Below are 24303 nucleotides of genomic sequence, written 5' to 3' on the forward strand. Positions count from 1 at the left end.
GACCGCACGCACCCGCTCCCCCGAGAAAGGCCCCCACCGTGGCCGCCAAGCCCGTGGCCCAGCGAGCCAAGCGCCTCGTCGTGCTGGTCTCCGGATCCGGCACCAACCTCCAGGCGCTCCTCGACGAGATCGCCGCCACCGGCGTCGAGGCCTACGGAGCCGGGGTCGTGGCCGTCGGCGCCGACCGCGACGGCATCGAGGGCCTCGCGCGCGCCGAGCGCGCCGGGCTGCCGACCTTCGTGCGGAAGGTCGGGGACTACGGGACGCGGGAGGAGTGGGACGCGGCGCTCGCCGAGGCCGTCGCCGCCCACGAACCGGACCTCGTCGTCTCGGCCGGGTTCATGAAGATCGTGGGGAAGGAGTTCCTCGCGCGGTTCGGCGGGCGGTTCGTCAACACCCACCCCGCACTCCTCCCCAGCTTCCCGGGAGCCCACGGTGTGCGGGACGCGCTCGCGTACGGCGCCAGGGTCACCGGCTGCACCGTCCACTTCGTCGACGACGGCGTCGACACCGGGCCGATCATCGCGCAGGGCGTGGTGGAGATCCGGGACGAGGACGACGAGAGCGCTCTGCACGAGCGCATCAAGGAAGTCGAGCGAAGGCTGCTCGTCGATGTCGTGGGGCGGCTCGCCCGCAACGGCTATCGCATTGAGGGACGAAAGGTAGTTATCCAGTGACCGCCACCGCCGAGAGCAACAAGCGGGCCATCCGTCGCGCGCTCGTCAGCGTCTACGACAAGACCGGGCTCGAGGAACTCGCCCGCGGGCTCCACGAGGCCGGCGTCGAACTCGTCTCCACCGGGTCCACCGCCGGCCGCATCTCCGCCGCCGGCGTCCCCGTCACCAAGGTCGAGGAGCTGACCGGCTTCCCCGAGTGCCTGGACGGCCGGGTCAAGACGCTGCACCCGAAGGTGCACGCCGGCATCCTCGCCGACCTGCGCCTGGAGAGCCACCGGCAGCAGCTCGGCGAGCTGGGCGTGGAGCCGTTCGACCTGGTCGTGGTGAACCTCTACCCGTTCCGCGAGACCGTCGCCTCGGGCGCCACCCCCGACGAGTGCGTCGAGCAGATCGACATCGGCGGCCCGTCGATGGTGCGCGCCGCCGCCAAGAACCACCCGTCCGTCGCGGTCGTCACCAGCCCCGCCCGGTACGGCGACGTCCTCGCCGCCGTGCGGGACGGCGGCTTCGACCTCGCCGCCCGCAAGCGGCTGGCCGCCGAGGCCTTCCGGCACACGGCCGAGTACGACATCGCGGTCTCCTCCTGGTTCGCCTCCGCCTACGCGCCGGCCGACGACTCCCCGTTCCCGGAGTTCCTCGCCACCAGCCTGGAGCGCGCCCACACCCTGCGCTACGGCGAGAACCCGCACCAGCCCGCCGCCCTCTACACCGCGGGCACGGGCGGCCTGGCCGAGGCCGAGCAGCTGCACGGCAAGGAGATGTCGTACAACAACTACGCCGACACGGACGCCGCCCGCCGTGCCGCGTACGACCACGACGAGCCCTGCGTCGCGATCATCAAGCACGCCAACCCGTGCGGCATCGCCGTCGGCACGGACGTCGCCGAGGCCCACCGCAAGGCGCACGCCTGCGACCCGGTCTCCGCCTACGGCGGCGTGATCGCCGTGAACCGGCCGGTCAGCAAGGAGATGGCCGAGCAGGTCGCGGAGATCTTCACCGAGGTCGTCGTGGCCCCCGGCTACGAGGAGGGCGCGCTGGAGGCCCTCACCAAGAAGAAGAACATCCGCGTGCTGCGCTGCCCGGACGGCCCGTCCCACCCGGTCGACGTCAAGCCGATCGACGGCGGCGCCCTCCTCCAGGTCGCCGACCGCCTCCAGGCCGAGGGCGACGACCCGGCGACCTGGACGCTGGCCAGCGGCGAGGCCCTGTCCGAGGCGGAGCTGGCCGAGCTGGCCTTCGCCTGGAAGGCGAGCCGGGCCGTGAAGTCCAACGCGATCCTGCTCGCCAAGGACGGCGCCTCGGTCGGCGTCGGCATGGGCCAGGTCAACCGCGTCGACTCGTGCCGACTCGCGGTGGAGCGGGCCGGCGAGGAGCGGGCACGCGGCTCCTTCGCCGCGTCGGACGCGTTCTTCCCGTTCCCCGACGGGCCGCAGATCCTGATCGACGCCGGCGTGCGGGCCATCGTGCAGCCCGGCGGCTCGATCCGTGACGAGCAGGTCGTGGAGGCCGCGAAGGAGGCCGGCGTCACGATGTACTTCACCGGGACGCGGCACTTCTTCCACTGACGCACGCGCCGCCCCGACGCACCAGGGCCGTGTCCCCCCCTCGTACGGGTGGGACACGGCCCTGTGCGGTGTTCGGCGCGGACCGTGCGGCCGCGCCGGGGGCTTCAGTAGCGCGGGCGCCTGAACCACTCGGCGCTGGCCCGCTTGGAGACGAAGACGATCAGCAGGATGGCGGCGGCCATGTCGAGCAGGCCCAGGCCGTACATGGCGAGGGTGAAGATGCCCGTGATGATCGCGAACGACCCGTAGACGATCGAGCAGACCCGGACCCCGTTGCCGCCCTTCGCGTACTGCACCAGCAGGGCGAGACCGAGAAGTGCGAAGACGGAGGCAAGGGCGATGAGGAAGACGACGACGCCCTTGCCCAGGTCGGCGTACCGCTCCGCCTCGGCGTCCCCGGAGATGCCCGCCTCGAGCATCATCTCGTCCCAGCGCGACAGCTGGTAGCCGTAGACACCGGCGACGATCAGGTGGGCGACGGCGACCACGCCGAGCATGATCTGCGCCGCGCGTGTGAGGCCCGGCATCTCCACCGGCCCCGGCGGGTAACCGCCGTACGGCTGCTGCACCGGCGGGGCGGCCGGGTAGCCGTAGCCCTGCGGCGGGACGTTCGGCTGCTGCGGGTAGCCGTAACCGGGAGCGCCCGGCGGCTGCTGGGGCGGGGGCCCGTAGGGGTTGTTCGGGTCGCCGAAACTCATGGCGGTCCTTCCTCCGATGTGCTCCTGTGCGGGGACGCGCGGCATGGAGCGGAGGAAGTTCTACAGATGCGGTTCGTCCCCCCGGTACAGTCCGCGACACTGTGCCGCTCCATCGTTCTTGACCCGGTCGTTACTTGTCCAGCCGCGGCCACCAGGTGTTGTGCAAGTGCAACATCCGTGATCATGGCCGGATACGGCCGGACCCGTCCCCGCGTGCCCGGGACTCCCCGGCCGGTGCCCGCATGGTGACCGGATTGGAACAGGGGGCCGGTCATCCGCGAGGATGGGGGCATGACCGCCCAGATTCTCGATGGCAAGGCCACCGCAGCCGCGATCAAGTCCGAACTGGCCGCCCGCGTGGCGGCGCTGAAGGAGAAGGGCGTCACGCCCGGCCTCGGCACCGTCCTGGTCGGGGACGACCCCGGCAGCCAGAAGTACGTCGCGGGCAAGCACCGCGACTGCGCCCAGGTCGGCATCGCCTCCATCCAGCGTGAACTGCCCGGCACCGCGACGCAGGAGGAGATCGAGGCGGTCGTCCGCGAGCTGAACGAGGACCCGGCCTGCACCGGCTACATCGTCCAGCTGCCGCTGCCCAAGGGCATCGACGAGAACCGCATCCTCGAACTGATGGACCCGGACAAGGACGCCGACGGCCTCCACCCGATGAACCTCGGCCGCCTCGTCCTGAACGAGCCGGCGCCGCTGCCCTGCACCCCCAACGGCATCCTCACCCTCCTGCGCCGCTACGGCGTGGAGATCAAGGGCGCCGAGGTCGTGGTCGTCGGCCGCGGCGTCACCATCGGCCGCCCGATGCCGCTGCTGCTCACCCGCCGCAGCGAGAACGCCACCGTGACCCAGTGCCACACCGGCACCCGCGACCTGTCCGCCCACCTCAAGCGCGCGGACATCGTCGTCGCCGCGGCCGGCTCCCCGCACCTGGTGCGCCCCGAGGACGTCAAGCCCGGCGCGGCCGTCCTCGACGTCGGCGTCTCGCGCAACGCCGACGGCAGGATCGTCGGCGACGTCCACCCGGACGTGGCCGAGGTGGCCGCCTGGATCTCCCCGAACCCCGGCGGTGTCGGCCCGATGACCCGGGCCCAGCTGCTCGTCAACGTGGTCGAGGCGGCGGAGCGCAGTGCCGGCTGAGGGGCGGAGCACGGTGCCGGCCGAGGGCAGTAAGGGGACCGGGGGCGACGACGAACGCCCGGAGGAGGAACTCCCGCGGGAGGAACTCACCGTCCGGGACCCCGTCAGCGCGCCCGACGCCTCCGGCAGACCGCGGCGCGCCACCCGGCGGTTCCCCCTCTTCACGCGCGACACCGCGCGCCCCGAGGGCGGCGGCCGGGCCGCACCCCGTGACGCGCCCGCGCCCGCCCGGCAGTGGCCGGTGCTCACGGTGGTGGGCCTCGTCGGGATCGGTCTGCTGCTGACCGCACTGGACGTCTTCCGCTGGGGCACGCTGCTGATCGGCGTCGCGCTGCTGGTCGGCGCCGCGCTGCGCTGGACCGTGCCCGACGTCGGCATGCTCGCCGTACGCTCGCGCTTCACGGACATCAGCACGTACCTGGTCCTGGGGCTCTGCATCGCGCTGCTGGCGCTGATGGCCCAGCCGCACCCGGTGCTGCAGATCCCGTTCCTGAAGGACACCCTGCACTTCACGGTCAGTCAGTAACCGGTCCCGCGTACGGCGGCCCGTCCTCCACCCCCGTGGGAGAACGGGCCGCCGCCGCGACCAACCCTCCTGCACGCGGAACGCCCTGTTCAACGCCTGGCGGGGCGCTGTGGCACGGAAGTGACCGTTCCGCTACGGAGTCCGTGAATGACGGGGGCCTTGCGCCGGGCGTGACCGCACATGTGCGTTCCGTGTGCCGAAGTGCCGACAAGTTCGGGGATGTGCCCCCAAGTCGCCCGGCGGCGGGGCTACCGTGGCCGACCGGGACGGCCCGGGGCGTTCCGTACAAGCGGTGGGGGCCGTTCCGGACGACGGCAGGGGTTCCGTACGGTGCACGGGAACGCCGATGGGACACTGGTCCGCGGATCGGCGAGCGTGCGACGGTGCGTGCCCGCGGGTCCCTGTGCTCCCGTGCGCCCCCACCCCGGGAACGGGGAGCCCGACCGGGCGCATCCCTGTGGGTAGCCAGAACGGGGACTCGGCGCGGGACGCCGCGCGCGAGGACCGCGGGGGACCGAACGGGGAACGAAACAGCACGTCACCGGGGGGAAGAGGGGGAAGCAATGCCTCGCTGGAAGGCCTTGCCCGAGGAACTCGATCCGCAGCTCGAGGAGTTCGTCGGCCAGTTGCGCCGGCTCGTGGACCGCAGCGAGCTGAGCATCGCGTCGCTGGCCGACGCCACGGGCTACAGCAAGACGTCCTGGGAGCGCTATCTGAACGGGCGGCTGCTCGCGCCGAAGGGCGCGATCGTGGCCCTCGCCGAGGTGACGGGCACCAACCCCGTCCACCTGACCACCCTGTGGGAACTGGCCGAGCGCGCCTGGAGCCGCTCGGAGATGCGCCACGACATGACCATGGAGGCCATCCGCATCTCGCAGGCGCGGGCCGCCCTCGGCGAACTGGGCACGCCCGACGCCGGTTCCGGCAGCGGGCGCGGCGGCAGGCCGGACCGGCACGGCGGCGGTACGGCGGCCAGGACGGGGGTCGCCGGGCCGGGCGGTGTGGCGCCCACGCTGCCGCCGACGACGGTCCCGGCACAGCCGACGGCCGTCGACAGCCCCGACTCGGCCGTGGGTCCGGGGCGCGGCGCCGGTCCCGGGGGACCCTCCGCCCCGTTCGCCGGCGGGCCGTCCGACGGCAACTCGTGGGGCCTCGCGGGATACCGGGGGCCGTCGCCGACGGGCGAACGCCGGCCGCGGGTCACCGGGGCGTACCCGGCCGGTCCCGCCGCCACCGCGCCGGTGCCCGCGGCCCACGGGACCGCGGACGCGCACGGCACGCCCCCGCCGGACGGCTCCCGGGCGCGAGGCGGTGCCCCGGGCGGCGGAGGACGGACGGGGACGTTCGTCGCGGGTGTCGTCGGCGTGCTCGTCGTGGCCGCCCTCGCCTTCTTCCTCGTGCACGACGGCGGCGACGAGAAGGACGAGCGCGCCGAGCCGTCCCCGTCGCCCACCGCGAGCACCGCGCCCAAGCTCCCGCCCGGGGTGAAGTGCAGCGGCGACCAGTGCACCGGCAAGGACCCCGAGACCATGGGCTGCGGCGGAGACCTGGTGACCACCGCCGCCGCGGCCACCATCGGCACGGCCTCCGTCGAGGTCCGCTACAGCAGGATCTGCGGCGCCGCGTGGGCCCGCGTCACCCAGGCCGGCCAGGGCGACGAGGTCCGCGTCAGCGCCGGCGGCAGGAATGAGCAGACCGGCAGCATCACCGCCGCCGGTGACACGGTCGCGTACACCCCGATGGTGGCGGTGAGGAACGCCGCCGACGCCAAGGCGTGCGTGACGCTGGCCGCGGGCGGCCAGGGCTGCACGAACTGAGGCCGGCGGTCCGCCGGACCGGGTGCGGGAGGCGCCGGGACGCGGCCCGCGGGACGAGGCGCCGTCGGCCGTTCGGGTGACATAGGAAGGGAAGAAAGAAAATCTTCCTGTCGTAGGCATGGCCGGCGGAGGCGCGGGCACGCGACAGGTATCCCCCCACGGGAGTCCGGCAACGGTCCCCGAACGGCGGTCGCCTCAGTCCCTCCCTCTCCCGGACCCGGGCGACCGCCTCTCCCTTTCCGTGACCGGCGCACCGGATGCCCCCACCGGGTGACAGCAGGCGGCGCTGTGGGACTGGCCACACGGGCCCCGACGCCCCGGGCGCCGCGGGCGCGATAGCCTGACCGCTGGATCTCTCTTGACGCCAAGAGATCGATCATCCGTCGGTGATCCGTCCGCACCGATGATCGATCATCACGGCGGGCCGGTCACGAGCCGGTGCGGGATCCCGCACCCCGGGGCAGGGACGCCCCACCGCCAGCTGTCATACGGAGAACGCCATGACCCGCACTCCCGTGAACGTCACCGTCACCGGCGCGGCCGGCCAGATCGGTTACGCCCTGCTCTTCCGCATCGCCTCCGGCCAGCTGCTCGGCGCGGACGTGCCGGTCAAGCTGCGCCTTCTGGAGATCACTCCGGCGCTCAAGGCCGCCGAGGGCACCGCGATGGAGCTGGACGACTGCGCGTTCCCGCTCCTGCAGGGCATCGAGATCACCGACGACCCGAACGTCGCCTTCGACGGCGCCAACGTCGCCCTCCTCGTCGGCGCCCGCCCCCGCACCAAGGGCATGGAGCGCGGTGACCTCCTCGAGGCCAACGGCGGCATCTTCAAGCCGCAGGGCAAGGCCATCAACGACCACGCCGCGGACGACATCAAGGTCCTCGTCGTCGGCAACCCGGCCAACACCAACGCCCTGATCGCCCAGGCCGCCGCCCCGGACGTACCGGCCGAGCGCTTCACCGCGATGACCCGCCTGGATCACAACCGCGCGCTGACCCAGCTCGCGAAGAAGACGGGATCGACGGTCGCCGACATCAAGCGCCTGACCATCTGGGGCAACCACTCCGCCACCCAGTACCCGGACATCTTCCACGCCACGATCGCCGGCAAGAACGCCGCCGAGGTCGTGAACGACGAGAAGTGGCTGTCCGACGACTTCATCCCGACCGTCGCCAAGCGCGGCGCGGCGATCATCGAGGCCCGCGGCGCGTCCTCGGCCGCCTCCGCCGCCAACGCCGCCATCGACCACGTGTACACGTGGGTCAACGGCACGGCCGAGGGCGACTGGACCTCCATGGGCATCCCGTCCGACGGTTCCTACGGCGTCCCGGAGGGCCTGATCTCCTCCTTCCCGGTCACCACCAAGAACGGCTCGTACGAGATCGTCCAGGGCCTGGACATCAACGAGTTCTCCCGCGCCCGCATCGACGCCTCCGTGCAGGAGCTGTCGGACGAGCGCGAGGCGGTCCGCGGTCTCGGCCTCCTCTGAGTCCGTCCGCTCCGCGGGCCGTACGTCACGGCCCCGCACGGGCCCCGTTCCGGTTTCGGCCGGAACGGGGCCCGTCGCCGTTTTCGCCGCTACCTTCGGAACACCGGTTTCGACGGGTTCGGGGGGTACGGATGAACGGCTGGCAGGACGACGGTTCGCGGTCCGGGGCGGAGCCGGAAGCGCCGGCGGGTGCGCGGGCGGAGCCGGAAGCGGGCTCCGGTCACGGTCCGGGTGAGGAGAGCGGCCGAGCGGCCCGGACCCCGGACGCCGCGGAAGCCGCGGGCGGCACGGACGGGCCGTTCGAACCGCCCGCCTGGGCCACGGCCCAGACCCGCACGAGCCTCACGCCCCCGCCCCCGGCGCCCTCCGGGCCCGCCGCCCCGCCGGCCCCGGTACCGTCCGCGCCCGCCGCCCCGCCGTCTCCGTGGACGCCCGCTCCGACGCCGCCGCCCGGCCCGCCCGCCGCCGCGAGCCCGCCGGCCGCGGCCCCCCGGGCCCCGGACCCCGCCGCTCCCGCGCCCGCCGTCCCGGCCCCGCCGGCATCGTGGACGTACGGGCCCCCGGACGCGCCCGCCGGACCCCCGCCCCGGCCGGCACCGCCCGGATCGGGCCCCGGCTCCGGTCCCGGGCTGCGCCGGGTGCTGATCGCCCTGACCGCGACGGCCGTCCTCGGCGCGGGAGTCGGCGCCGGGATCTGGGCGTTCACCCGCGACGACGGCACCGACCCGGCCGGCGACGCCCCCGCCACGGGCGTCACCGTCACGAACGCCCCGACGGCGCCGGCCTCGGACACCGCGCCGGCGCCCAGCGCACCGGCGGCCCCACCGGCCACCACCCCCGCCACCCCGTCCGCCGCCCCCGGCTACCGCCACGCCCAGGACCCCGTCGGCTACGCGATCACCGTCCCGCAGGGCTGGCGACGCCACCAGAAGCAGGGCGAGTCCGCCCCCGTCGTGACCTACGACTCCCCGGACGACGGACGCCAGTTGCAGATCTTCGCGCTGGTGGAGGAGAGCCCGGCCGCCTCCCTGGACCTGGCCGAGAACGCACCCGCCTACGGATTCGCGCGGCAGCCCGGCTACCGCGCCCTCACCCGCGACGCGGACGGCGACGCGTTCTCCGAGCTCACCTACCGCTACGACGACGAGGACCGCGGCCCGCGCCAGGTCATCGACCACCGTTTCCGGGCCGCCGGCGGCACCCTGTACGCCATCCGTTCCAGCGGCCCCGAGACGCTCGGCGGCACACTGCTGCGCGACCCGCTCACCGCGGCGGTGGACTCCTTCCGCCCGTCCGGCGGGCCGTGCGTCTGACGGCGACGTGCCCCTGTCCGCATTTCCGCCCCTTTCACGTCCCTTGCCCGTGAGGCGAAGCACTTTCGGTCACCGATTCCGCATGCAACAGGGGGAAGAGGGCAGGGGCTCCCGGTCCCGAGAGTGACATGCGTGTGACGCAGGGACACGGAACAGGAACGGAAGGCAGTACCGGATCATGGCGAACAGAACGGAAACCCGGGCGGAACGGGCGCACCGGACCATTCACGCGGGCGGTGAGTGGCGGGAGGCGTCCTCCGGCGCGACGCGCGAGATCGTCGACCCCGCGGACGCCCTGCCCTTCGCCGTGGTCGCGGAGGGCGACGAGAAGGACGCCGACCTCGCGGTGGCCGCCGCCCGGCGCGCCTTCGACACCGGCGACTGGCCGCGCACCCCGGTCGCCGAACGCGCCGCCCTGCTGCGCCGCGTCGCCGGCCTGCTCACGCGCGACCGCGAGGAACTCGGCCTGCTGGAGAGCCGCGACGCGGGCAAGACCGTCGAGGAGGGCCGGGTCGACATCGACTGCGTCGCCGACGCCTTCCGCTACTTCGCGGACCTGGTCGCCGGCGAGGCCCCCGGCCGGGTCGTCGACGCGGGCTCGCCCGACGTCCACAGCGTCGTCGTGCACGAGCCGATCGGCGTCTGCGCCATGATCACGCCCTGGAACTACCCGCTGCTCCAGGCCAGCTGGAAGATCGCGCCCGCGCTCGCCGCCGGCAACACGTTCGTGATCAAGCCCAGCGAGATCACCCCGCTCACCACCGTCGCCCTGATCGACCTGCTGGTCGAGGCCGGGCTCCCCGCCGGCGTCGCCAACATCGTCACCGGCCCCGGCCACTCGGTCGGCGCCCGGCTCGCCGAACACCCCGACGTCGACCTGGTCTCCTTCACCGGCGGCCTGGTCAGCGGCACCAAGGTCGCGCAGGCCGCCGCCGCCACCGTCAAGAAGGTCGCCCTCGAACTCGGCGGCAAGAACCCCAACGTCGTCTTCGCCGACGCCTGCGACACCGAGGAGGGCTTCGACACCGCCGTCGACCAGGCCCTCAACGCCGCCTTCATCCACAGTGGCCAGGTCTGCTCCGCGGGCGGCCGGCTCATCGTCGAGGAGTCGGTCCGCGAACGCTTCGTCGCCGAACTCGCCCGCCGCGCCGGGAGGATCCGCCTCGGCCGCGGCACCGAGGACGGCGTCGAGTGCGGCCCGCTCGTCTCCGAGCAGCAGCGCGCCAGGACGGAGGACCACGTCGCCTCCGCCCTCGCCGAGGGCGCCGTGCTGCGCTGCGGCGGCAAGCGTCCCGAGCCGTCCCCCGAGCGGCCCGATGGCGGCTACTTCTACGAGCCGACCGTCCTCGACCAGTGCCACCGCGGGATGCGCGTCGTGCGGGAGGAGGTCTTCGGGCCGGTCCTCAGCGTGGAGACCTTCCGCACCGAGGACGAGGCCGTCGCCCTCGCCAACGACACCGAGTACGGACTCGCCGGCGCCGTCTGGACCGCCGACGCGGGCCGCGCCCGCCGGGTCGCCGGCCGGCTGCGCCACGGCACCGTCTGGATCAACGACTTCCACCCCTACCTGCCGCAGGCGGAATGGGGCGGCTTCGGCAAGAGCGGCGTCGGCCGCGAGCTGGGCCCCGCCGGCCTGGCCGAGTACCGCGAGACCAAGCACGTCTATCAGAACCTCGCGCCGCGGCCCGTCCGCTGGTTCGCCGGCTGACCTCCCCGCGCGTCCCCTCCCGTCCCCCACGCCCTCCTGGAGTACCCCCATGCCCGAGACCTCCCAGGTCTACGACTACGTCGTCGTCGGCGGCGGCACCGCAGGCTCCGTCATCGCCTCCCGTCTCACCGAGAACCCGGACGTCACCGTCGCCGTCATCGAGGGCGGCCCGAGCGACGTCGGCCGCGACGACGTGCTGACGCTGCGCCGCTGGATGGGCCTGCTCGGCGGCGAGCTCGACTACGACTACCCGACCACCGAGCAGCCACGCGGCAACAGCCACATCCGGCACAGCCGCGCCCGCGTGCTCGGCGGCTGCTCCTCCCACAACACCCTCATCGCCTTCAAGCCGCTGCCGTCCGACTGGGACGAGTGGGAGGCCGCGGGGGCCAAGGGCTGGGGCGCGGTGCAGATGGAGGCGTACTTCGCCCGGCTGCAGAACAACATCGTCCCGGTCGACGAGAAGGACCGGAACGCCATCGCCCGCGACTTCGTCGACGCCGCGCAGAAGGCCCTCGAGGTACCCCGCGTGGAGGGCTTCAACAAGAAGCCGTTCACCGAGGGCGTCGGCTTCTTCGACCTCGCCTACCACCCGGAGGACAACAAGCGCTCCTCGGCGTCGGTGGCCTACCTGCACCCGGTGATGGACGAGCGCCCCAACCTGACGATCATGCTGGAGACCTGGGCCCACCGGCTGGAGCTCGACGGCACCCGCGCCAGGGGCGTCCACGTCCGCACCAAGGAGGGCGAGGAGATCCTGGTCCAGGCGCGCGACGAGGTCGTGCTCTGCGCCGGCGCGGTCGACTCGCCGCGCCTGCTGCTGCACTCGGGCATCGGCCCCCGCGCGGACCTGGAGGCGCTCGGCATACCCGTGGTGCTCGACCTGCCCGGCGTCGGCGAGAACCTGCTCGACCACCCCGAGTCGGTGATCGTCTGGGAGACCGACGGCCCCATCCCGGACAACTCCGCGATGGACTCCGACGCGGGTCTCTTCGTGCGCCGCGACCCCGAACACGCGGGCCCCGACCTGATGTTCCACTTCTACCAGATCCCGTTCACGGACAACCCGGAGCGACTGGGCTACGAGCGGCCCGAGTTCGGCGTCTCCATGACCCCGAACATCCCCAAGCCGAGGAGCCGCGGCCGCCTGTACCTCACCAGCGCCGACCCGCGGGAGAAGCCCGCCCTCGACTTCCGCTACTTCACCGACGAGGACGACTACGACGGCCGCACCCTCGTCGACGGCATCCGCATCGCCCGTGAGATCGCCCGGACCGAGCCGCTCGCGACCTGGCTCAAGCGCGAGGTCTGCCCCGGCCCGGACGTCACCGGTGACGAGGAGCTGAGCGAGTACGCCCGCAAGGCCGCCCACACCGTCTACCACCCGGCGGGCACCTGCAGGATGGGCGCCGTCACCGACGAACTCGCCGTCGTGGACCCGGAGCTGCGCATCCGCGGACTCGAGGGCATCCGCATCGCCGACGCCTCCGTCTTCCCGGCCATGCCCGCCGTGAACCCGATGATCTGCGTCCTCATGGTCGGGGAACGCGCCGTCGAGCTGATCGGAGGTGACGCCCGATGACCGCCACCGTCAACGGCACCACGCGGGAGCGGCCGCCGGTCTTCTCGGTGGACGGCCTGTGGAAGGTCTTCGGCCCGAAGGCCGCCCGCGTCCCCGCCGACCCCGAGCTGACCGCCCTGCCCCCGGCCGAGCTGCGCTCCCGCACCGGCTGCACGGCCGCCGTCCGCGACGTCTCCTTCGACGTGCGCAAGGGCGAGGTCTTCGTCGTCATGGGCCTGTCCGGCTCCGGCAAGTCCACGCTGGTGCGCTGCCTGACCCGGCTGATCGAGCCGACCGCCGGCACCATCGCCATCGACGGCGAGGACGTGCGCGCCATGGACCGGGGGCGCCTGCGCGAACTGCGCCGCCACCGCGCCGCGATGGTCTTCCAGCACTTCGGCCTGCTCCCGCACCGCACGGTCCTCGACAACGTGGCGTACGGCCTGGAGGTCCAGGGCATGCGCCGCGCCGAGCGCCGCGAGCGCGCCGCCGCGATCGTCGCGAAGGTCGGCCTGGAGGGGCTGGAGCACCGCCGCCCCGGCCAGCTCTCCGGCGGCCAGCGCCAGCGTGTCGGTCTCGCCCGCGCCCTCGCCGTCGATCCCGAGGTGCTGCTTTTCGACGAGCCGTTCAGCGCGCTCGACCCGCTGATCCGGCGGGACATGCAGGAGGAGGTCGTCCGGCTGCACCGCGAGGAGGGCCGCACGATGGTCTTCATCACCCACGACCTCCAGGAGGCCCTGAAGCTGGGCGACCGCATCGCCCTGATGCGCGACGGCCGCGTCGTGCAGCTCGGCACCCCCGAGGAGATCGTCGGCTCGCCCGCCGACGACTACGTCCGTGAGTTCGTCCGGGACGTGCCGCGGGAGCAGGTCCTGACGGTCCGTACGGCCATGCGCCCCGCCGCCTCCGCCGACGAGGCCGGCGCCGGCCCCGCGCTGCGCCCCGAGGCCACCGTCACGGAGGCCATCGAGGCCGTCGCCCGCGCCGGCTCCCCGGCCCGCGTCATGTCCGACGGCCGCTGCCTGGGCGTCATCGACGCCGGCACCCTCCTCTCGGTAGTAGCCGGAACCCCCACCCCGGCGCACCAGGCCGCCCCCGCCGCCGACGCGGCTGCGGGCAGTCGTGCCGCCGGGGCGGCACGGGTGGGCGATGGGGGTCCCCCCGCGCGAGCGAATCCGAGCGTGGGGGAGGCGCCCGCGAAGCGCCGTGAGCGGAACGTCCCCGGCCCCGGCGACGACGCACCCGCACCCGCCCAGCGCCCCGAGCCGGCCGCCCCCTCCACCCGCGAGGAGCCGGTGTGATGGCGACGATCACCGCAACCCCCCGTGAGGCGTCGCCCCCGGGCCTCCTCACCCGCCCCGCCGCCCGCAAGCTCCTCGCCCTCGCCGTGGCCGCCGCCGTCCTCGTCCCCCTCGTCATCACCCAGTGGCCCGGCGCCACCTGGCCGTCCGCCCTCACCGTCGACGTCTCCGCCCCGCTCGGCGACGCCAGCGACTGGATCATCGACAACCGCGACGGCCACCCCCTGTTCCTCTACTTCCTCGGCCACGTCAGCAACGCCGTCGTCATCGCCGTACGCGCCGTCTACCTCGCCCTCCTCGCCGTCGGCTGGGCCGGGGTCACCGCGATCGGCGCGCTCGTCGCCTGGCGCGTGGCCGGCGTGAAGCTAGCCCTCGGCACCGCCGCCGCCTTCCTGGCCTGCGGCCTGCTCGGCATGTGGGTGCCGACCATGCAGACCCTCGCCCTGATGGTCGTCGCCGTCCTCGCCTCGGTCGCCGTGGGCGCCCTGCTGGGCCTGGCCGCCGGTCTGTCCGGCCGGATGGACCGCCTCCTGCGCCCGGTGCTCGACACCATGCAGGTGCTGCCCGCCTTCGCCTACCTCCTCCCCGTCGTCCTGGTCTTCGGCATCGGCGTCCCCGCCGCCGTCCTGGCCACCGTCGTCTACGCCGCCCCGCCCATGGCCCGGCTCACCGCCCTCGGTCTGCGCGGCGCCGACAAGGAGGTGCTGGAGGCCGTCGAGTCCCTCGGCACCACCGCCCGCCAGCGGCTGCTGACCGCCCGCCTCCCGCTGGCCCGCAAGGAACTCCTCCTCGGCGTCAACCAGACGATCATGATGGCCCTCTCCATGGCCGTCATCGCCTCCGTCATCGGCGCCGGCGGCCTCGGCGACCGCGTCTACCAGGCGCTCGCCTCCGTAGACGTCGGCGCGGCCCTCGCCGCCGGCATCCCGATCGTGCTGCTCGCCGTCGTCCTGGACCGCGTCACCGGCGCGGCGGGGGAGCGGCTCGGGGAGTCCGGGAAGTCCCCGGTGACCTGGCTGTACGCCCTGGCCGCCGCCGTCGCGGTGGCCCTCGCCGGACGCCTCGGGGGCCTCCTCGACTGGCCCGGGGCGTGGGAGGTCCGCATCGCCGAGCCCGTCAACCGGGCCGTCGACTGGATGACCGCCCACCTCTACTCCGGCGTCCCCGTCGTCGGCGGCACCGCCGACTGGGCCGCCCACTTCACCAGCTGGGTCCTCAACCCCCTGCGGGACGGCCTCCAGTGGCTGCCCTGGTGGTCCGTGCTGCTGATCGTCGCCGCCCTGGCCTGGCTGATCGGCACCTGGCGCACCGCGCTCACCGCCGTCCTCGCGATGGCCGCGACCGGCGTGCTCGGGGTCTGGAACCCGTCGCTGGACACCCTGTCCCAGGTGCTGGCCGCCGTCGCCGTGACCCTGGTCATCGGCTTCGCCACCGGCATCGCCGCCGCCCGCAGCGACCGCTTCGAACGCCTGCTGCGGCCCGTCCTGGACGTCTTCCAGACGATGCCGCAGTTCGTGTACCTGATCCCGGTCGTCGCCCTCTTCGGCGTCGGCCGCGCGCCCGCCGTCGCCGCGGCCGTCGTCTACGCCCTCCCGGCGGTCGTCCGCATCACCGCCCAGGGGCTGCGCCAGGTCGACCCGGCCGCGATGGAGTCGGCCCGCTCGCTCGGCGCGACCAGCGGACAGCAGCTGCGCCAGGTCCAGCTCCCGCTGGCCCGCCGGTCCCTGCTGCTCGCCGTCAACCAGGGCGTCGTCCTCGTCCTCGCCGTCGTCATCATCGGCGGCCTGGTCGGTGGTGGCGCGCTGGGCTACCAGGTCGTCTTCGGCCTGGCCCAGGGCGACCTGGCGACCGGCCTGGTGGCCGGCGCGGCGATCGTCTGCCTCGGGCTGACCCTCGACCGGGTCACCCAGCCCACCGAACGCCGTACCGGGAAGGGAGCCTGAGATGTCCCACAGGCGGATCACGGCGGCCGCCGCCGTGCTGGTGCTGGCCACCGGCTGCGGCGCCGCCGACATGACCGAGCAGGCGTCCCCGTTCGCGAACGCCCAGGGCTCCAGGACCGTCACCCTGTCGGTGCAGTCCTGGGTCGGTGCCCAGGCCAACGTGGCCGTCGCCCAGTACCTGCTGGAACACGAGCTCGGGTACCGCGTCGACACCGTCCAGGTCGACGAGGTCCCCGCCTGGGACGCCCTCAGCCAGGGCCGGGTCGACGCCATCCTGGAGGACTGGGGCCACCCCGAGCAGGAACAGCGCTACGTCACGGACAAGGGGACCATCGCCGCCGGCGGCGACCTCGGCGTCACCGGGCACATCGGCTGGTTCGTCCCGGCGTACTTCGCGAAGAAGCACCCGGACGTCACCGACTGGAAGAACCTGGACAAGTACAGCGAGCTGCTGCGCACCGCCGAGAGCGGCGGCAAGGGCCAGCTGATGGACGGCTCCCCCTCCTACGTCACCAACGACAAGGCCCTGGTCAAGAACCTGGGTCTGGACTACCAGGTCGTCTTCGCCGGCTCCGAGGCCGCGCAGATCACCCAGATGAAGCAGTTCGCCAAGGAGAAGAAGCCCTTCCTGACCTACTGGTACACGCCCCAGTGGCTGTTCGAGAAGGTCCCCATGACGGAGGTGAAGCTGCCGCCGTACAAGGAGGGCTGCGACGCCGACCCGGAGAAGGTCGACTGCGCCTACCCGGTCACGCCGCTGCAGAAGTACCTCAACGCGGGTTTCGCCCGGCACGGCGGCAGGGCGGCGGAGTTCCTCAGGAACTTCCGGTGGACGACCGAGGACCAGAACCAGGTCTCCCTGATGATCGCCGAGCAGAAGATGCGGCCCGAGGAGGCGGCGAAGAAGTGGGTGGACAGCCACGAGTCCGTCTGGCGGGCGTGGCTGCCCTGACCCTCACCCCGTCAGCCCGGCCGCGATCTCCCGCAGCGCCCGTTCCGTGCGCCGCTGCAGACCCGGTCCGAACGTGACCCGGGTGGCCCCGAGCTCGCCGAGACCGGCGGGCGAGGGGCCCTCCCCGGGCCGTGCGACGACGTTCAGCGGCCCCTCGATGCCGGCCCGCAGCAGCGGCAGCACGTCCACGGGGGCGCCGATCGGGTACACGCAGTCGGCGCCCGCGGCGACGTACAGCGCGGCCCGCTCGACGGTCCGGTCCGGGTCGGTGACGCCCCTCAGGAAGGTGTCGATCCGGGCGTTGACGAACAGCCGGTCCCCGGCCGCCGCCCGCACCCCGGCCAGCCACTCGGCGTGCTCGCGCGGGTCCTTGAGCACCCCGCCGGTGGAGTCCTCCAGATTGCAGCCGACGGCACCCGCCGCCAGCAGCCGCTCCACCAGCTCCCCGGGTGCCAGCCCGTACCCGTCCTCCACGTCCGCCGAGACCGGCACGTCGACGGACCGGGCGATCCGCGCGACCGCCGCGAACATCTCACCGGCCGGGGTCCGCCCGTCCTCGTACCCGAGGGAGGCGGCGACCCCGGCACTGGGCGTTGCCAGCGCCGGGAACCCGGCGTCGGCGAGGACCCGGGCGCTCGCCGCATCCCAGGGGCCGGGCAGGACGAGCGGGTCGCCCGGAAGCCGGCCGTGGTGCAGGGCGCGGAAGGTGCCGGCCATCATGGTGTGTAACCCCCCGGCGGGATGCGGCGGGCGACCATCAGCCGGTTCCAGCTATTGATGGCGGCGACCAGCCCGACGAGGTGGGCCAGCTCGCCGTCCGCGAAGTGCGCGGCGGCCCGCTCGTACACGGCGTCGGGCACGAAGCCGTCGGTCAGGACCGTCACCGCCTCGGTCAGCGCGAGCGCGGCCCGTTCCCGCTCGCTGTAGAGCTCCTCGGCCTCCTCCCAGGCGTCGAGCAGACCGAGCCGCTGCTCGCTCTCCCCGTTCTCGCGGGCGAGGGCGAGGTGCATGTCCAGGCAGAACGCGCAGTGGTTGAGCTGCGAGGCCCGGATCATCACCAGCTCGGCGAGCACGGGATCGCCGAGGCCCTTCTTCGCCGCCGCGGCGAGCGCGGACAGGGTCTGCCCGACCTGCCGGTCCAGGAGCCGCGTCCGGGCCGTCATCCGTGCTGCCCCGGCCGGTAGTGCCCCGGGGTCATGCGGCAGGTCACGCCGAAGCGGTTCCAGGCGTTGATCACCGTGATGACGGCGATGAGCTGCGCCAGCTCCGGCTCGTCGAAGACCTTCGCGGCCCGCTCGTAGACCTCGTCGGGGACGAAACCGTCCGTCAGCACGGTCACGGCCTCCGTCAGCTCCAGCGCCGCCAGCTCCTTCCCGGTGTAGAAGTGCCGCGACTCCTCCCAGGCGCTGAGCTGGATGATCCGCTCCACGCTCTCGCCGGCCGCGAGGGCGTCCTTGCTGTGCATGTCGATGCACAGCGCGCAGCGGTTGATCTGGGAGGCGCGGATCTTCACCAGCTCGTAGAGCGTCGGGTCCACACCCCGCCGGGCGGCCGCGTCGAGCCGGACCATGGCCTTGTACACCTCGGGCGCGTGCCCGGCCCAGTCGAGCCGTACGGGCAGTTCCGGGGCGTGGCGCGCGGTCGTCGTGTCATCGGTGTGCGTCGTCATGCCTCGACCCTAGGAACGAAGCAGCCCAGGGGTATGGTCCATTTCCATGGCGAAACCCTGGGCCACTCTCGGCGTCGACCTGCACCTGGAACCGGCCGGGCCGGGACTGCGACGCGGGCTGACCGACGCCCTGCGCGAGGCCGTCCGCACCGGCCGCCTGGCCGCCGGCACCCGGCTGCCCTCCTCCCGCGCCCTCGCCGCCGACCTCGGCATCGCCCGCAACACCGTCGCCGACGCCTACGCCGACCTCGTCGCCGAGGGCTGGCTCACCGCGCGCCAGGGCTCCGGCACCCGCGTCGCGGACCGCGCCGTCGTACCGCCCGCCGGCTCGGCCCCGCGCCCCCGCGTCAGCACCCGCCCCGCCTACGATCTCCGCCCGGGCACGCCCGACCTGGCCTCCTTCCCGCGCGCGGAGTGGCTCCGGGCGGCCCGCCGCGCCCTCAACGCCGCCCCCCACGACGCCCTCGGCTACGGCGACCCGCGCGGGCGCCCGGAGCTGCGCACCGCGCTGGCCGGCTACCTCGCCCGTGCCCGCGGCGTGCGCACCGACCCCGAACGCCTCCTGGTCCTCGGCGGGTTCGCCCACGGCCTGACCCTGCTCGCCGCCGTGCTGAAGGCGCGCGGCGTGCACACCGTCGCCGTCGAGTCGTACGGCCTCCACGTCCACCGCGACCTGCTGACCGCCGCCGGACTGCGCACCGTCCCGCTGCCCTTCGACGCCCGCGGCACCGACCCCGTCGCCCCGGCCGGCGCGGGCGCGGTGCTGCTCACCCCCGCCCACCAGTTCCCGATGGGCGTGCCCCTGCACCCCGACCGGCGGGCCGCCGTCGTGGACTGGGCGCGGCGCACCGGCGGCCTGGTCCTGGAGGACGACTACGACGGCGAGTTCCGCTACGACCGCCAGCCCGTCGGCGCCCTCCAGGGCCTGGACCCCGACCGCGTCGTCCATCTCGGCACCGCGAGCAAGTCCCTCGCCCCCGGCCTGCGGCTGGCCTGGGCCGCGCTCCCGCCGGGCCTCGCCGACGACCTCACGGCGACCCGCGGGGGCCTCGACACCAGCGGCGTGCTGGACCAGCTGACCCTGGCCGAGTTCCTCACCTCCGGCGCCTACGACCGCCACGTCCGCTCGACCCGCCTGCGCTACCGGCGCCGCCGGGACGCCCTGGTCGCGGCGCTCGCCGGCCGCGCCCCCGAGGTGCGGGTCACCGGGATCGCGGCCGGCCTGCACGCCGTCCTCCGCCTGCCGCCCGGCACCGAACAGCAGACGGTCCGGGCGGCGGCCTGGCAGGGCCTCGGCCTGTACGGCCTGTCCCTGTTCCGCCATCCGGAGGCCGTCACCGAACCCCTGGACGCCGTGGTCGTCGGCTACGGCACCCCGCCCGACCATGCCTGGTCAGGGGCCCTGGACGCGCTGTGCCGGGCGCTGCCGTAGAGTCCACCCGCGGTGCGGGCCGTACACGCGTCCGGCTCAACCGTCGTACAGGTCGTGGAGAACGAGTCGGCGGGCCTGGCATCCGGGAGTCCTCGGGCCTGATCACGGACGAGTACGCGAGGTTCCTGCCCCACGTGATCCTCCGAGGGGGCGACGCTCCCGCATCGCGGACACTCCCCGCACCCCTCCACCGGCCCGGGTACGCTGACCGTGGGCCGTGACTGGCGCGCTGGGATGGGACCAACCATCGGGGAGCGGCCCGGGCAGGGAGAGCCGTGCGCCTGGGCCGAGCCGAACGCCGACCACTACGCCCGGAGGTCCCCATGTCCGCGGAGCAGCAGCTCACCCCCGCTTCCACCGCCTACCGCGCCGCCCTCGACGTGATCCGCACCGTCGAGCCGCGCGTCGCCGACGCCATCGGCCAGGAGGTCGCCGACCAGCGCGAGATGCTCAAGCTGATCGCCTCCGAGAACTACGCCTCCCCGGCCACCCTGCTGACCATGGGCAACTGGTTCAGCGACAAGTACGCCGAGGGCACCGTCGGCCGCCGCTTCTACGCCGGCTGCCGCAACGTCGACACCGTCGAGTCGCTGGCCGCCGAGCACGCCCGGGAACTCTTCGGCGCCCGCCACGCCTACGTCCAGCCGCACTCCGGCATCGACGCCAACCTCGTCGCCTTCTGGGCCGTGCTCGCCGACCGCGTCGAGGTGCCGTTCCTGGAGAAGACCGGCGTCCGCCAGGTCAACGACCTCTCCGAGGCGGACTGGGCCGAGCTGCGCCAGGCCTTCGGCAACCAGCGCATGCTCGGCATGTCCCTCGACGCGGGCGGCCACCTCACCCACGGCTTCCGCCCGAACATCTCCGGCAAGATGTTCGACCAGCGCTCCTACGGCACGGACCCCGCCACCGGCCTCATCGACTACGAGGCCCTGCGCGCCCAGGCCCGCGAGTTCAAGCCGCTGATCATCGTCGCCGGCTACTCCGCCTACCCCCGCCTGGTGAACTTCCGGATCATGCGCGAGATCGCCGACGAGGTCGGCGCCACCCTCATGGTCGACATGGCGCACTTCGCCGGTCTGGTCGCGGGCAAGGTGCTCACCGGCGACTTCGACCCGGTCCCGCACGCCCAGATCGTCACGACGACCACCCACAAGTCGCTGCGCGGCCCGCGCGGCGGCATGGTGCTGTGCGACGACTCCCTCAAGGACCAGGTCGACCGCGGCTGCCCGATGGTCCTCGGCGGCCCGCTCCCGCACGTCATGGCCGCCAAGGCCGTCGCCCTCGCCGAGGCCCGGCAGCCCGCGTTCCAGGACTACGCCCGGCGCATCGTCGACAACTCCCGCGCCCTCGCCGAGGGCCTGACGCGCCGCGGCGCCACCCTGGTGACGGGCGGCACGGACAACCACCTCAACCTGATCGACGTGGCGTCCTCCTACGGCCTCACCGGCCGGCAGGCCGAGCAGGCCCTGCTGGACTCCGGCATCGTCACCAACCGCAACGCCATCCCGGCCGACCCGAACGGCGCCTGGTACACCTCCGGCATCCGCGTCGGCACCCCGGCGCTGACCACGCGGGGCCTCGGCACCGCCGAGATGGACGAGGTCGCGGGCCTGATGGACCGCGTCCTGACGGCCACCGAGCCGGGCACCACCAAGTCGGGCGCCCCCTCCAAGGCGTCGCACGTCCTGGACGGGAAGATCTCCGACGAGATCTCCCGCCGGGCCACGGACCTGGTGGCGGGCTTCCCGCTCTACCCGGAGATCGACCTGGGCTGAGGCGCCTCGGAAGGGGTGCGGGGGATCGCGCCGGGCCTCGGACGGCCCGCGGTTCCCCACCCCGGGAGCCACCCTCCGGGCTCTGAGAGAATGGCGCCATGGCCTCTGAACGCCCGCCCGTCTCCCACCACCACCCTCAGGGGAATGGCTCCGCCATGCAGCATCGTCCCCGCGTGCTCTCCGGTATCCAGCCGACCTCCGGCTCGTTCCACCTCGGCAACTACCTCGGCGCCGTCCGCCAGTGGGTCGACATGCAGAACACCCACGACGCGTTCTACATGGTCGTCGACCTGCACGCGATCACGGTCCCGCAGGACCCGAAGGTGCTCCGGGAGAACACCCGTGTCGCCGCCGCCCAGCTCCTCGCGGCCGGCCTCGACCCGGAGCACTGCACGCTGTTCGTGCAGAGCCACGTGCCCGAGCACGCCCAGCTCGGCTGGCTGATGAACTGCATCACGGGCTTCGGCGAGGCCTCCCGGATGACCCAGTTCAAGGACAAGTCCGCCAAGCAGGGCAGCGACCGCACCACCGTCGGCCTGTTCACGTACCCGATGCTGATGGTCGCCGACATCCTGCTCTACCAGGCCGACCAGGTCCCCGTCGGCGAGGACCAGCGCCAGCACCTGGAGCTGACCCGCGACCTCGCCGACCGGTTCAACCAGACCTACGGCGACACCTTCACCATGCCGAGCGCGTACATCCTCAAGGAGACCGCGAAGATCTACGACCTTCAGGACCCGACCGCCAAGATGAGCAAGTCGGCGGCCACCCCGAAGGGCCTGATCAACCTGCTCGACGAGCCGAAGGCCACCGCGAAGAAGGTCAAGAGCGCGGTCACGGACACCGACACGGTGATCCGCTTCGACCGTGAGCACAAGCCTGGCGTCAGCAACCTGCTGACGATCTACTCCACCCTCACCGGCACCACCGTCCCCGAGTTGGAGCAGCAGTACGAGGGCAAGGGCTACGGCGCGCTGAAGACGGACCTCGCCGAGATCATGGTCGAGTTCGTGTCGCCCTTCCGGGAGCGCACCCAGCAGTACCTCGACGACCCGGAGACCCTCGACGCGGTGCTGGCCAAGGGTGCGGAGAAGGCGCGCGCCGTCGCCGCCGAGACCCTCGCCCGGGCGTACGACGGCATGGGCTTCCTGCCCGCCAAGCACTGACCGGCGGTACCGCACCGAGCGCCCGGCACGCCACCGTAGCGCTGCACATCACGCCGGTTGCGCCTGCCCGGGACAGGGTCGTGGCCGTACAGTCGATAACCGGGTGGCCGTATCGGCGGCCACCGCCGCACGCCGGTGGGCGGGCGGCACCGACAGAACGACAGGGAGACGACGTGGGGACCGTAACGATCGGCGTGTCGATCGCGGTCCCGGAGCCTCACGGCAGCCGGCTTCAGCAGCTGCGCGCGGGCTTCGGCGACGCCGCGGCGCACGGCATCCCCACGCACGTCACGCTGCTGCCGCCGACCGAGATCGACGGCGCGGCGCTGCCCGCGGTCGAGTCGCACCTGGCGGAGGTGGCGGCCCGCGGCCGGCCCTTCCCGATGCGGCTGTCCGGCACCGGGACCTTCCGCCCGCTGTCGCCCGTGGTCTTCGTCCAGGTCGTCGAGGGCGCCGCGGCCTGCTCCTGGCTCCAGAAGCGGGTCCGCGACTCCTCCGGGCCGATGGCGCGCGAACTGCAGTTCCCGTACCACCCGCACGTCACGGTCGCGCACGGCATCGACGAGGCCGCCATGGACCGCGCCTACGAGGAGCTGGCCGACTACGAGGCCCAGTGGCCCTGCACCGGCTTCGCGCTCTACGAGCAGGGTGCCGACGGGGTGTGGCGCAAGCTGCGCGAGTTCCCCTTCGGCAGCGCGGTCGTGCCCCCGCAGTCGGGACGCCTGGAGACCGGCTCCCTGCCGGCCCGCTAGGCCCGCCCTTCGGGCGAACGACGGGAGTTCGACGACAGGACCCGGCCCTACACCGGAAGCCGCCGGAACACCCCCCGCGGCAGGTGCCGCAGCGCCGACATCACCACCCGCAGCGCGCCCGGCACCCACACCGTCTCCGAGCGGCGCCGCAGCCCCAGCTCGATGGCCGTGGCGACCGCCTCCGGCGTCGTGGCGAGCAGCGACTCCTCCATCCCGGCCGTCATCCGCGACCGCACGAACCCGGGGCGCACGACCATGACGTGCACGCCCGTGCCGTGCAGCGCGTCGCCGAGACCCTGCGCGAAGGCGTCCAGGCCGGCCTTGCTGGAGCCGTAGATGAAGTTGGCCCGGCGGGCCCGCTCCCCGGCCACGGACGACAGCACCACCAGGGAGCCGTGCCCCTGCGCCTGGAGCGCGCGGGCGCTCACCAGGCCGGCCGAGACCGCGCCGGTGTAGTTGGTCTGCGCGACCCGCACGGCGTTCAGCGGCTCGCGCTCGTCGTGCGCCTGGTCCCCGAGGACCCCGAACGCCAGGAGCACCAGGTCGATGTCGCCCTCGGCGAACACCTTGCCCAGCGCCTCCTCGTGGGACCCGGGATCCAGCGCGTCGAAGGCGACGGTGCGCACCTCGGCGCCCAGCCCGCGCACCTGCTCCGCCGCCGCGTCCAGGGCGGGGGAGGGACGGCCGGCCAGCCAGACCGTGCGGGTGCGGCGGGCGACCAGGCGGCGCACGGTGGCCAGCGCGATCTCGGACGTACCGCCGAGGACGAGAAGGGACTGGGGGAGGCCGAAGGCGTCCTTCACGACAGCTCC

21 protein-coding genes and 1 riboswitch are annotated in these 24303 nt (G+C 73.6%); of the genes, 16 read left to right on the plus strand and 5 right to left on the minus strand.

What is annotated here, in order from left to right; genetic code table 11:
* Window positions 1-38 precede the first annotated feature (38 nt).
* Both purN and purH read left to right on the plus strand, forming a co-directional pair.
* The gene (purN, locus tag AC0VYN_RS03890) at window positions 39-677 is read left to right on the plus strand and encodes a phosphoribosylglycinamide formyltransferase (RefSeq protein ID WP_385463008.1); all 639 of its coding nucleotides are present in this window, start codon (window positions 39-41) and stop codon (window positions 675-677) included.
* Window positions 674-2242 carry a bifunctional phosphoribosylaminoimidazolecarboxamide formyltransferase/IMP cyclohydrolase gene (gene purH, locus AC0VYN_RS03895; protein ID WP_475534783.1) on the plus strand — a complete coding sequence of 523 codons (1569 nt, stop codon included), beginning with the start codon at window positions 674-676 and terminating at the stop codon, window positions 2240-2242. Before purN ends, purH begins: the two co-directional genes overlap by 4 nt.
* A gap of 104 nt (window positions 2243-2346) precedes the next feature.
* Here purH and AC0VYN_RS03900 read toward each other — a convergent pair whose 3' ends face one another.
* Window positions 2347-2940, minus strand: coding sequence for a hypothetical protein (locus tag AC0VYN_RS03900; protein ID WP_475534784.1), 594 nt, complete (start codon window positions 2938-2940; stop codon window positions 2347-2349).
* Window positions 2941-3231: 291 nt separating this feature from the next.
* Here AC0VYN_RS03900 and AC0VYN_RS03905 point away from each other — a divergent pair, with 291 nt between their 5' ends.
* The 10 genes from AC0VYN_RS03905 to AC0VYN_RS03950 all read left to right on the plus strand — a co-directional run bounded on the left by AC0VYN_RS03905 (window position 3232) and on the right by AC0VYN_RS03950 (window position 16697).
* Entirely contained in the window at window positions 3232-4086 is an 855-nt protein-coding gene (locus AC0VYN_RS03905; protein WP_475534785.1) for a bifunctional methylenetetrahydrofolate dehydrogenase/methenyltetrahydrofolate cyclohydrolase, read from the plus strand.
* A 13-nt stretch (window positions 4087-4099) separates the two neighbouring features.
* Window positions 4100-4612 (plus strand): DUF3017 domain-containing protein, encoded by a 513-nt coding sequence (locus AC0VYN_RS03910; protein WP_475536808.1) that lies wholly within the window; start codon window positions 4100-4102, stop codon window positions 4610-4612.
* A 563-nt stretch (window positions 4613-5175) separates the two neighbouring features.
* The gene (locus AC0VYN_RS03915; RefSeq protein WP_475534786.1) at window positions 5176-6429 is read left to right on the plus strand and encodes a helix-turn-helix domain-containing protein; all 1254 of its coding nucleotides are present in this window, start codon (window positions 5176-5178) and stop codon (window positions 6427-6429) included.
* Window positions 6430-6929: 500 nt separating this feature from the next.
* Window positions 6930-7919: a malate dehydrogenase gene (locus AC0VYN_RS03920; RefSeq protein WP_475534787.1), complete on the plus strand. Its 990-nt coding sequence runs from the start codon at window positions 6930-6932 to the stop codon at window positions 7917-7919.
* Between the two features lie 638 nt (window positions 7920-8557).
* Window positions 8558-9232 carry a hypothetical protein gene (locus AC0VYN_RS03925; RefSeq protein WP_475534788.1) on the plus strand — a complete coding sequence of 225 codons (675 nt, stop codon included), beginning with the start codon at window positions 8558-8560 and terminating at the stop codon, window positions 9230-9232.
* 178 nt (window positions 9233-9410) lie between these two features.
* The gene (locus tag AC0VYN_RS03930; RefSeq protein WP_475534789.1) at window positions 9411-10940 is read left to right on the plus strand and encodes an aldehyde dehydrogenase family protein; all 1530 of its coding nucleotides are present in this window, start codon (window positions 9411-9413) and stop codon (window positions 10938-10940) included.
* A gap of 49 nt (window positions 10941-10989) precedes the next feature.
* Entirely contained in the window at window positions 10990-12522 is a 1533-nt protein-coding gene (locus tag AC0VYN_RS03935; RefSeq protein WP_475534790.1) for a GMC family oxidoreductase, read from the plus strand.
* Window positions 12519-13802 (plus strand): quaternary amine ABC transporter ATP-binding protein, encoded by a 1284-nt coding sequence (locus tag AC0VYN_RS03940; RefSeq protein WP_475534791.1) that lies wholly within the window; start codon window positions 12519-12521, stop codon window positions 13800-13802. The genes AC0VYN_RS03935 and AC0VYN_RS03940 overlap by 4 nt, the downstream gene beginning before the upstream one ends.
* Window positions 13802-15745 carry an ABC transporter permease gene (locus AC0VYN_RS03945; protein ID WP_475534792.1) on the plus strand — a complete coding sequence of 648 codons (1944 nt, stop codon included), beginning with the start codon at window positions 13802-13804 and terminating at the stop codon, window positions 15743-15745. The genes AC0VYN_RS03940 and AC0VYN_RS03945 overlap by 1 nt, the downstream gene beginning before the upstream one ends.
* A 1-nt stretch (window position 15746) precedes the next feature.
* Window positions 15747-16697 carry an ABC transporter substrate-binding protein gene (locus tag AC0VYN_RS03950; RefSeq protein ID WP_475534793.1) on the plus strand — a complete coding sequence of 317 codons (951 nt, stop codon included), beginning with the start codon at window positions 15747-15749 and terminating at the stop codon, window positions 16695-16697.
* Window positions 16698-16700: 3 nt separating this feature from the next.
* Here the strand turns inward: AC0VYN_RS03950 and AC0VYN_RS03955 are convergent, their stop codons facing one another.
* Genes AC0VYN_RS03955 through AC0VYN_RS03965 form a run of 3 tightly spaced genes read right to left on the minus strand, consistent with a single transcriptional unit; the run spans window position 16701 to window position 18366 of the window.
* Window positions 16701-17417 (minus strand): isocitrate lyase/PEP mutase family protein, encoded by a 717-nt coding sequence (locus tag AC0VYN_RS03955; RefSeq protein WP_475534794.1) that lies wholly within the window; start codon window positions 17415-17417, stop codon window positions 16701-16703.
* On the minus strand, window positions 17414-17860 hold the full coding sequence (locus AC0VYN_RS03960) for a carboxymuconolactone decarboxylase family protein (protein WP_475534795.1): 447 nt from the start codon (window positions 17858-17860) through the stop codon (window positions 17414-17416). Before AC0VYN_RS03960 ends, AC0VYN_RS03955 begins: the two co-directional genes overlap by 4 nt.
* On the minus strand, window positions 17857-18366 hold the full coding sequence (locus tag AC0VYN_RS03965; RefSeq protein WP_385463051.1) for a carboxymuconolactone decarboxylase family protein: 510 nt from the start codon (window positions 18364-18366) through the stop codon (window positions 17857-17859). The genes AC0VYN_RS03960 and AC0VYN_RS03965 overlap by 4 nt, the downstream gene beginning before the upstream one ends.
* Window positions 18367-18412: 46 nt before the next feature.
* On the opposite strand from AC0VYN_RS03965, the gene pdxR reads away from it, so the two are divergent.
* The 4 genes from pdxR to AC0VYN_RS03985 all read left to right on the plus strand — a co-directional run bounded on the left by pdxR (window position 18413) and on the right by AC0VYN_RS03985 (window position 23491).
* A complete protein-coding gene (pdxR, locus tag AC0VYN_RS03970; protein WP_475534796.1) occupies window positions 18413-19798 on the plus strand; it encodes a MocR-like pyridoxine biosynthesis transcription factor PdxR in 1386 nt (461 codons plus the stop codon).
* Window positions 19799-20005: 207 nt separating this feature from the next.
* Window positions 20006-20092: riboswitch (ZMP/ZTP riboswitch) on the plus strand.
* A gap of 29 nt (window positions 20093-20121) precedes the next feature.
* Window positions 20122-21573: a glycine hydroxymethyltransferase gene (locus tag AC0VYN_RS03975; protein ID WP_475534797.1), complete on the plus strand. Its 1452-nt coding sequence runs from the start codon at window positions 20122-20124 to the stop codon at window positions 21571-21573.
* A 155-nt stretch (window positions 21574-21728) separates the two neighbouring features.
* Window positions 21729-22739, plus strand: a complete 1011-nt coding sequence (gene trpS / locus AC0VYN_RS03980; RefSeq protein ID WP_475534798.1) for a tryptophan--tRNA ligase — start codon at window positions 21729-21731, stop codon at window positions 22737-22739.
* Between the two features lie 173 nt (window positions 22740-22912).
* Window positions 22913-23491 carry a 2'-5' RNA ligase family protein gene (locus AC0VYN_RS03985; protein ID WP_385463063.1) on the plus strand — a complete coding sequence of 193 codons (579 nt, stop codon included), beginning with the start codon at window positions 22913-22915 and terminating at the stop codon, window positions 23489-23491.
* A gap of 47 nt (window positions 23492-23538) precedes the next feature.
* Here AC0VYN_RS03985 and AC0VYN_RS03990 read toward each other — a convergent pair whose 3' ends face one another.
* The gene (locus AC0VYN_RS03990) at window positions 23539-24294 is read right to left on the minus strand and encodes a decaprenylphospho-beta-D-erythro-pentofuranosid-2-ulose 2-reductase (protein ID WP_451691082.1); all 756 of its coding nucleotides are present in this window, start codon (window positions 24292-24294) and stop codon (window positions 23539-23541) included.
* Window positions 24295-24303: the final 9 nt, after the last annotated feature.

The organism is Streptomyces sp. 63XJN7_1_ISO-PGPR-S23-121, from assembly GCF_056173025.1.

Coding starts and splice junctions, on each gene's coding strand:
- AC0VYN_RS03935 (WP_475534790.1), top strand. CDS start 10,990: ATGCCCGAGACCTCCCAGGTCTACGACTACGTCGTCGTCGGCGGCGGC.
- AC0VYN_RS03950 (WP_475534793.1), top strand. CDS start 15,747: ATGTCCCACAGGCGGATCACGGCGGCCGCCGCCGTGCTGGTGCTGGCC.
- AC0VYN_RS03930 (WP_475534789.1), top strand. CDS start 9,411: ATGGCGAACAGAACGGAAACCCGGGCGGAACGGGCGCACCGGACCATT.
- AC0VYN_RS03955 (WP_475534794.1), bottom strand. CDS start 17,417: ATGATGGCCGGCACCTTCCGCGCCCTGCACCACGGCCGGCTTCCGGGC.
- AC0VYN_RS03905 (WP_475534785.1), top strand. CDS start 3,232: ATGACCGCCCAGATTCTCGATGGCAAGGCCACCGCAGCCGCGATCAAG.
- AC0VYN_RS03975 (WP_475534797.1), top strand. CDS start 20,122: ATGTCCGCGGAGCAGCAGCTCACCCCCGCTTCCACCGCCTACCGCGCC.
- AC0VYN_RS03920 (WP_475534787.1), top strand. CDS start 6,930: ATGACCCGCACTCCCGTGAACGTCACCGTCACCGGCGCGGCCGGCCAG.
- AC0VYN_RS03900 (WP_475534784.1), bottom strand. CDS start 2,940: ATGAGTTTCGGCGACCCGAACAACCCCTACGGGCCCCCGCCCCAGCAG.
- AC0VYN_RS03960 (WP_475534795.1), bottom strand. CDS start 17,860: ATGACGGCCCGGACGCGGCTCCTGGACCGGCAGGTCGGGCAGACCCTG.
- AC0VYN_RS03915 (WP_475534786.1), top strand. CDS start 5,176: ATGCCTCGCTGGAAGGCCTTGCCCGAGGAACTCGATCCGCAGCTCGAG.
- AC0VYN_RS03965 (WP_385463051.1), bottom strand. CDS start 18,366: ATGACGACGCACACCGATGACACGACGACCGCGCGCCACGCCCCGGAA.
- AC0VYN_RS03945 (WP_475534792.1), top strand. CDS start 13,802: ATGGCGACGATCACCGCAACCCCCCGTGAGGCGTCGCCCCCGGGCCTC.
- pdxR (WP_475534796.1), top strand. CDS start 18,413: ATGGCGAAACCCTGGGCCACTCTCGGCGTCGACCTGCACCTGGAACCG.
- AC0VYN_RS03940 (WP_475534791.1), top strand. CDS start 12,519: ATGACCGCCACCGTCAACGGCACCACGCGGGAGCGGCCGCCGGTCTTC.
- trpS (WP_475534798.1), top strand. CDS start 21,729: ATGCAGCATCGTCCCCGCGTGCTCTCCGGTATCCAGCCGACCTCCGGC.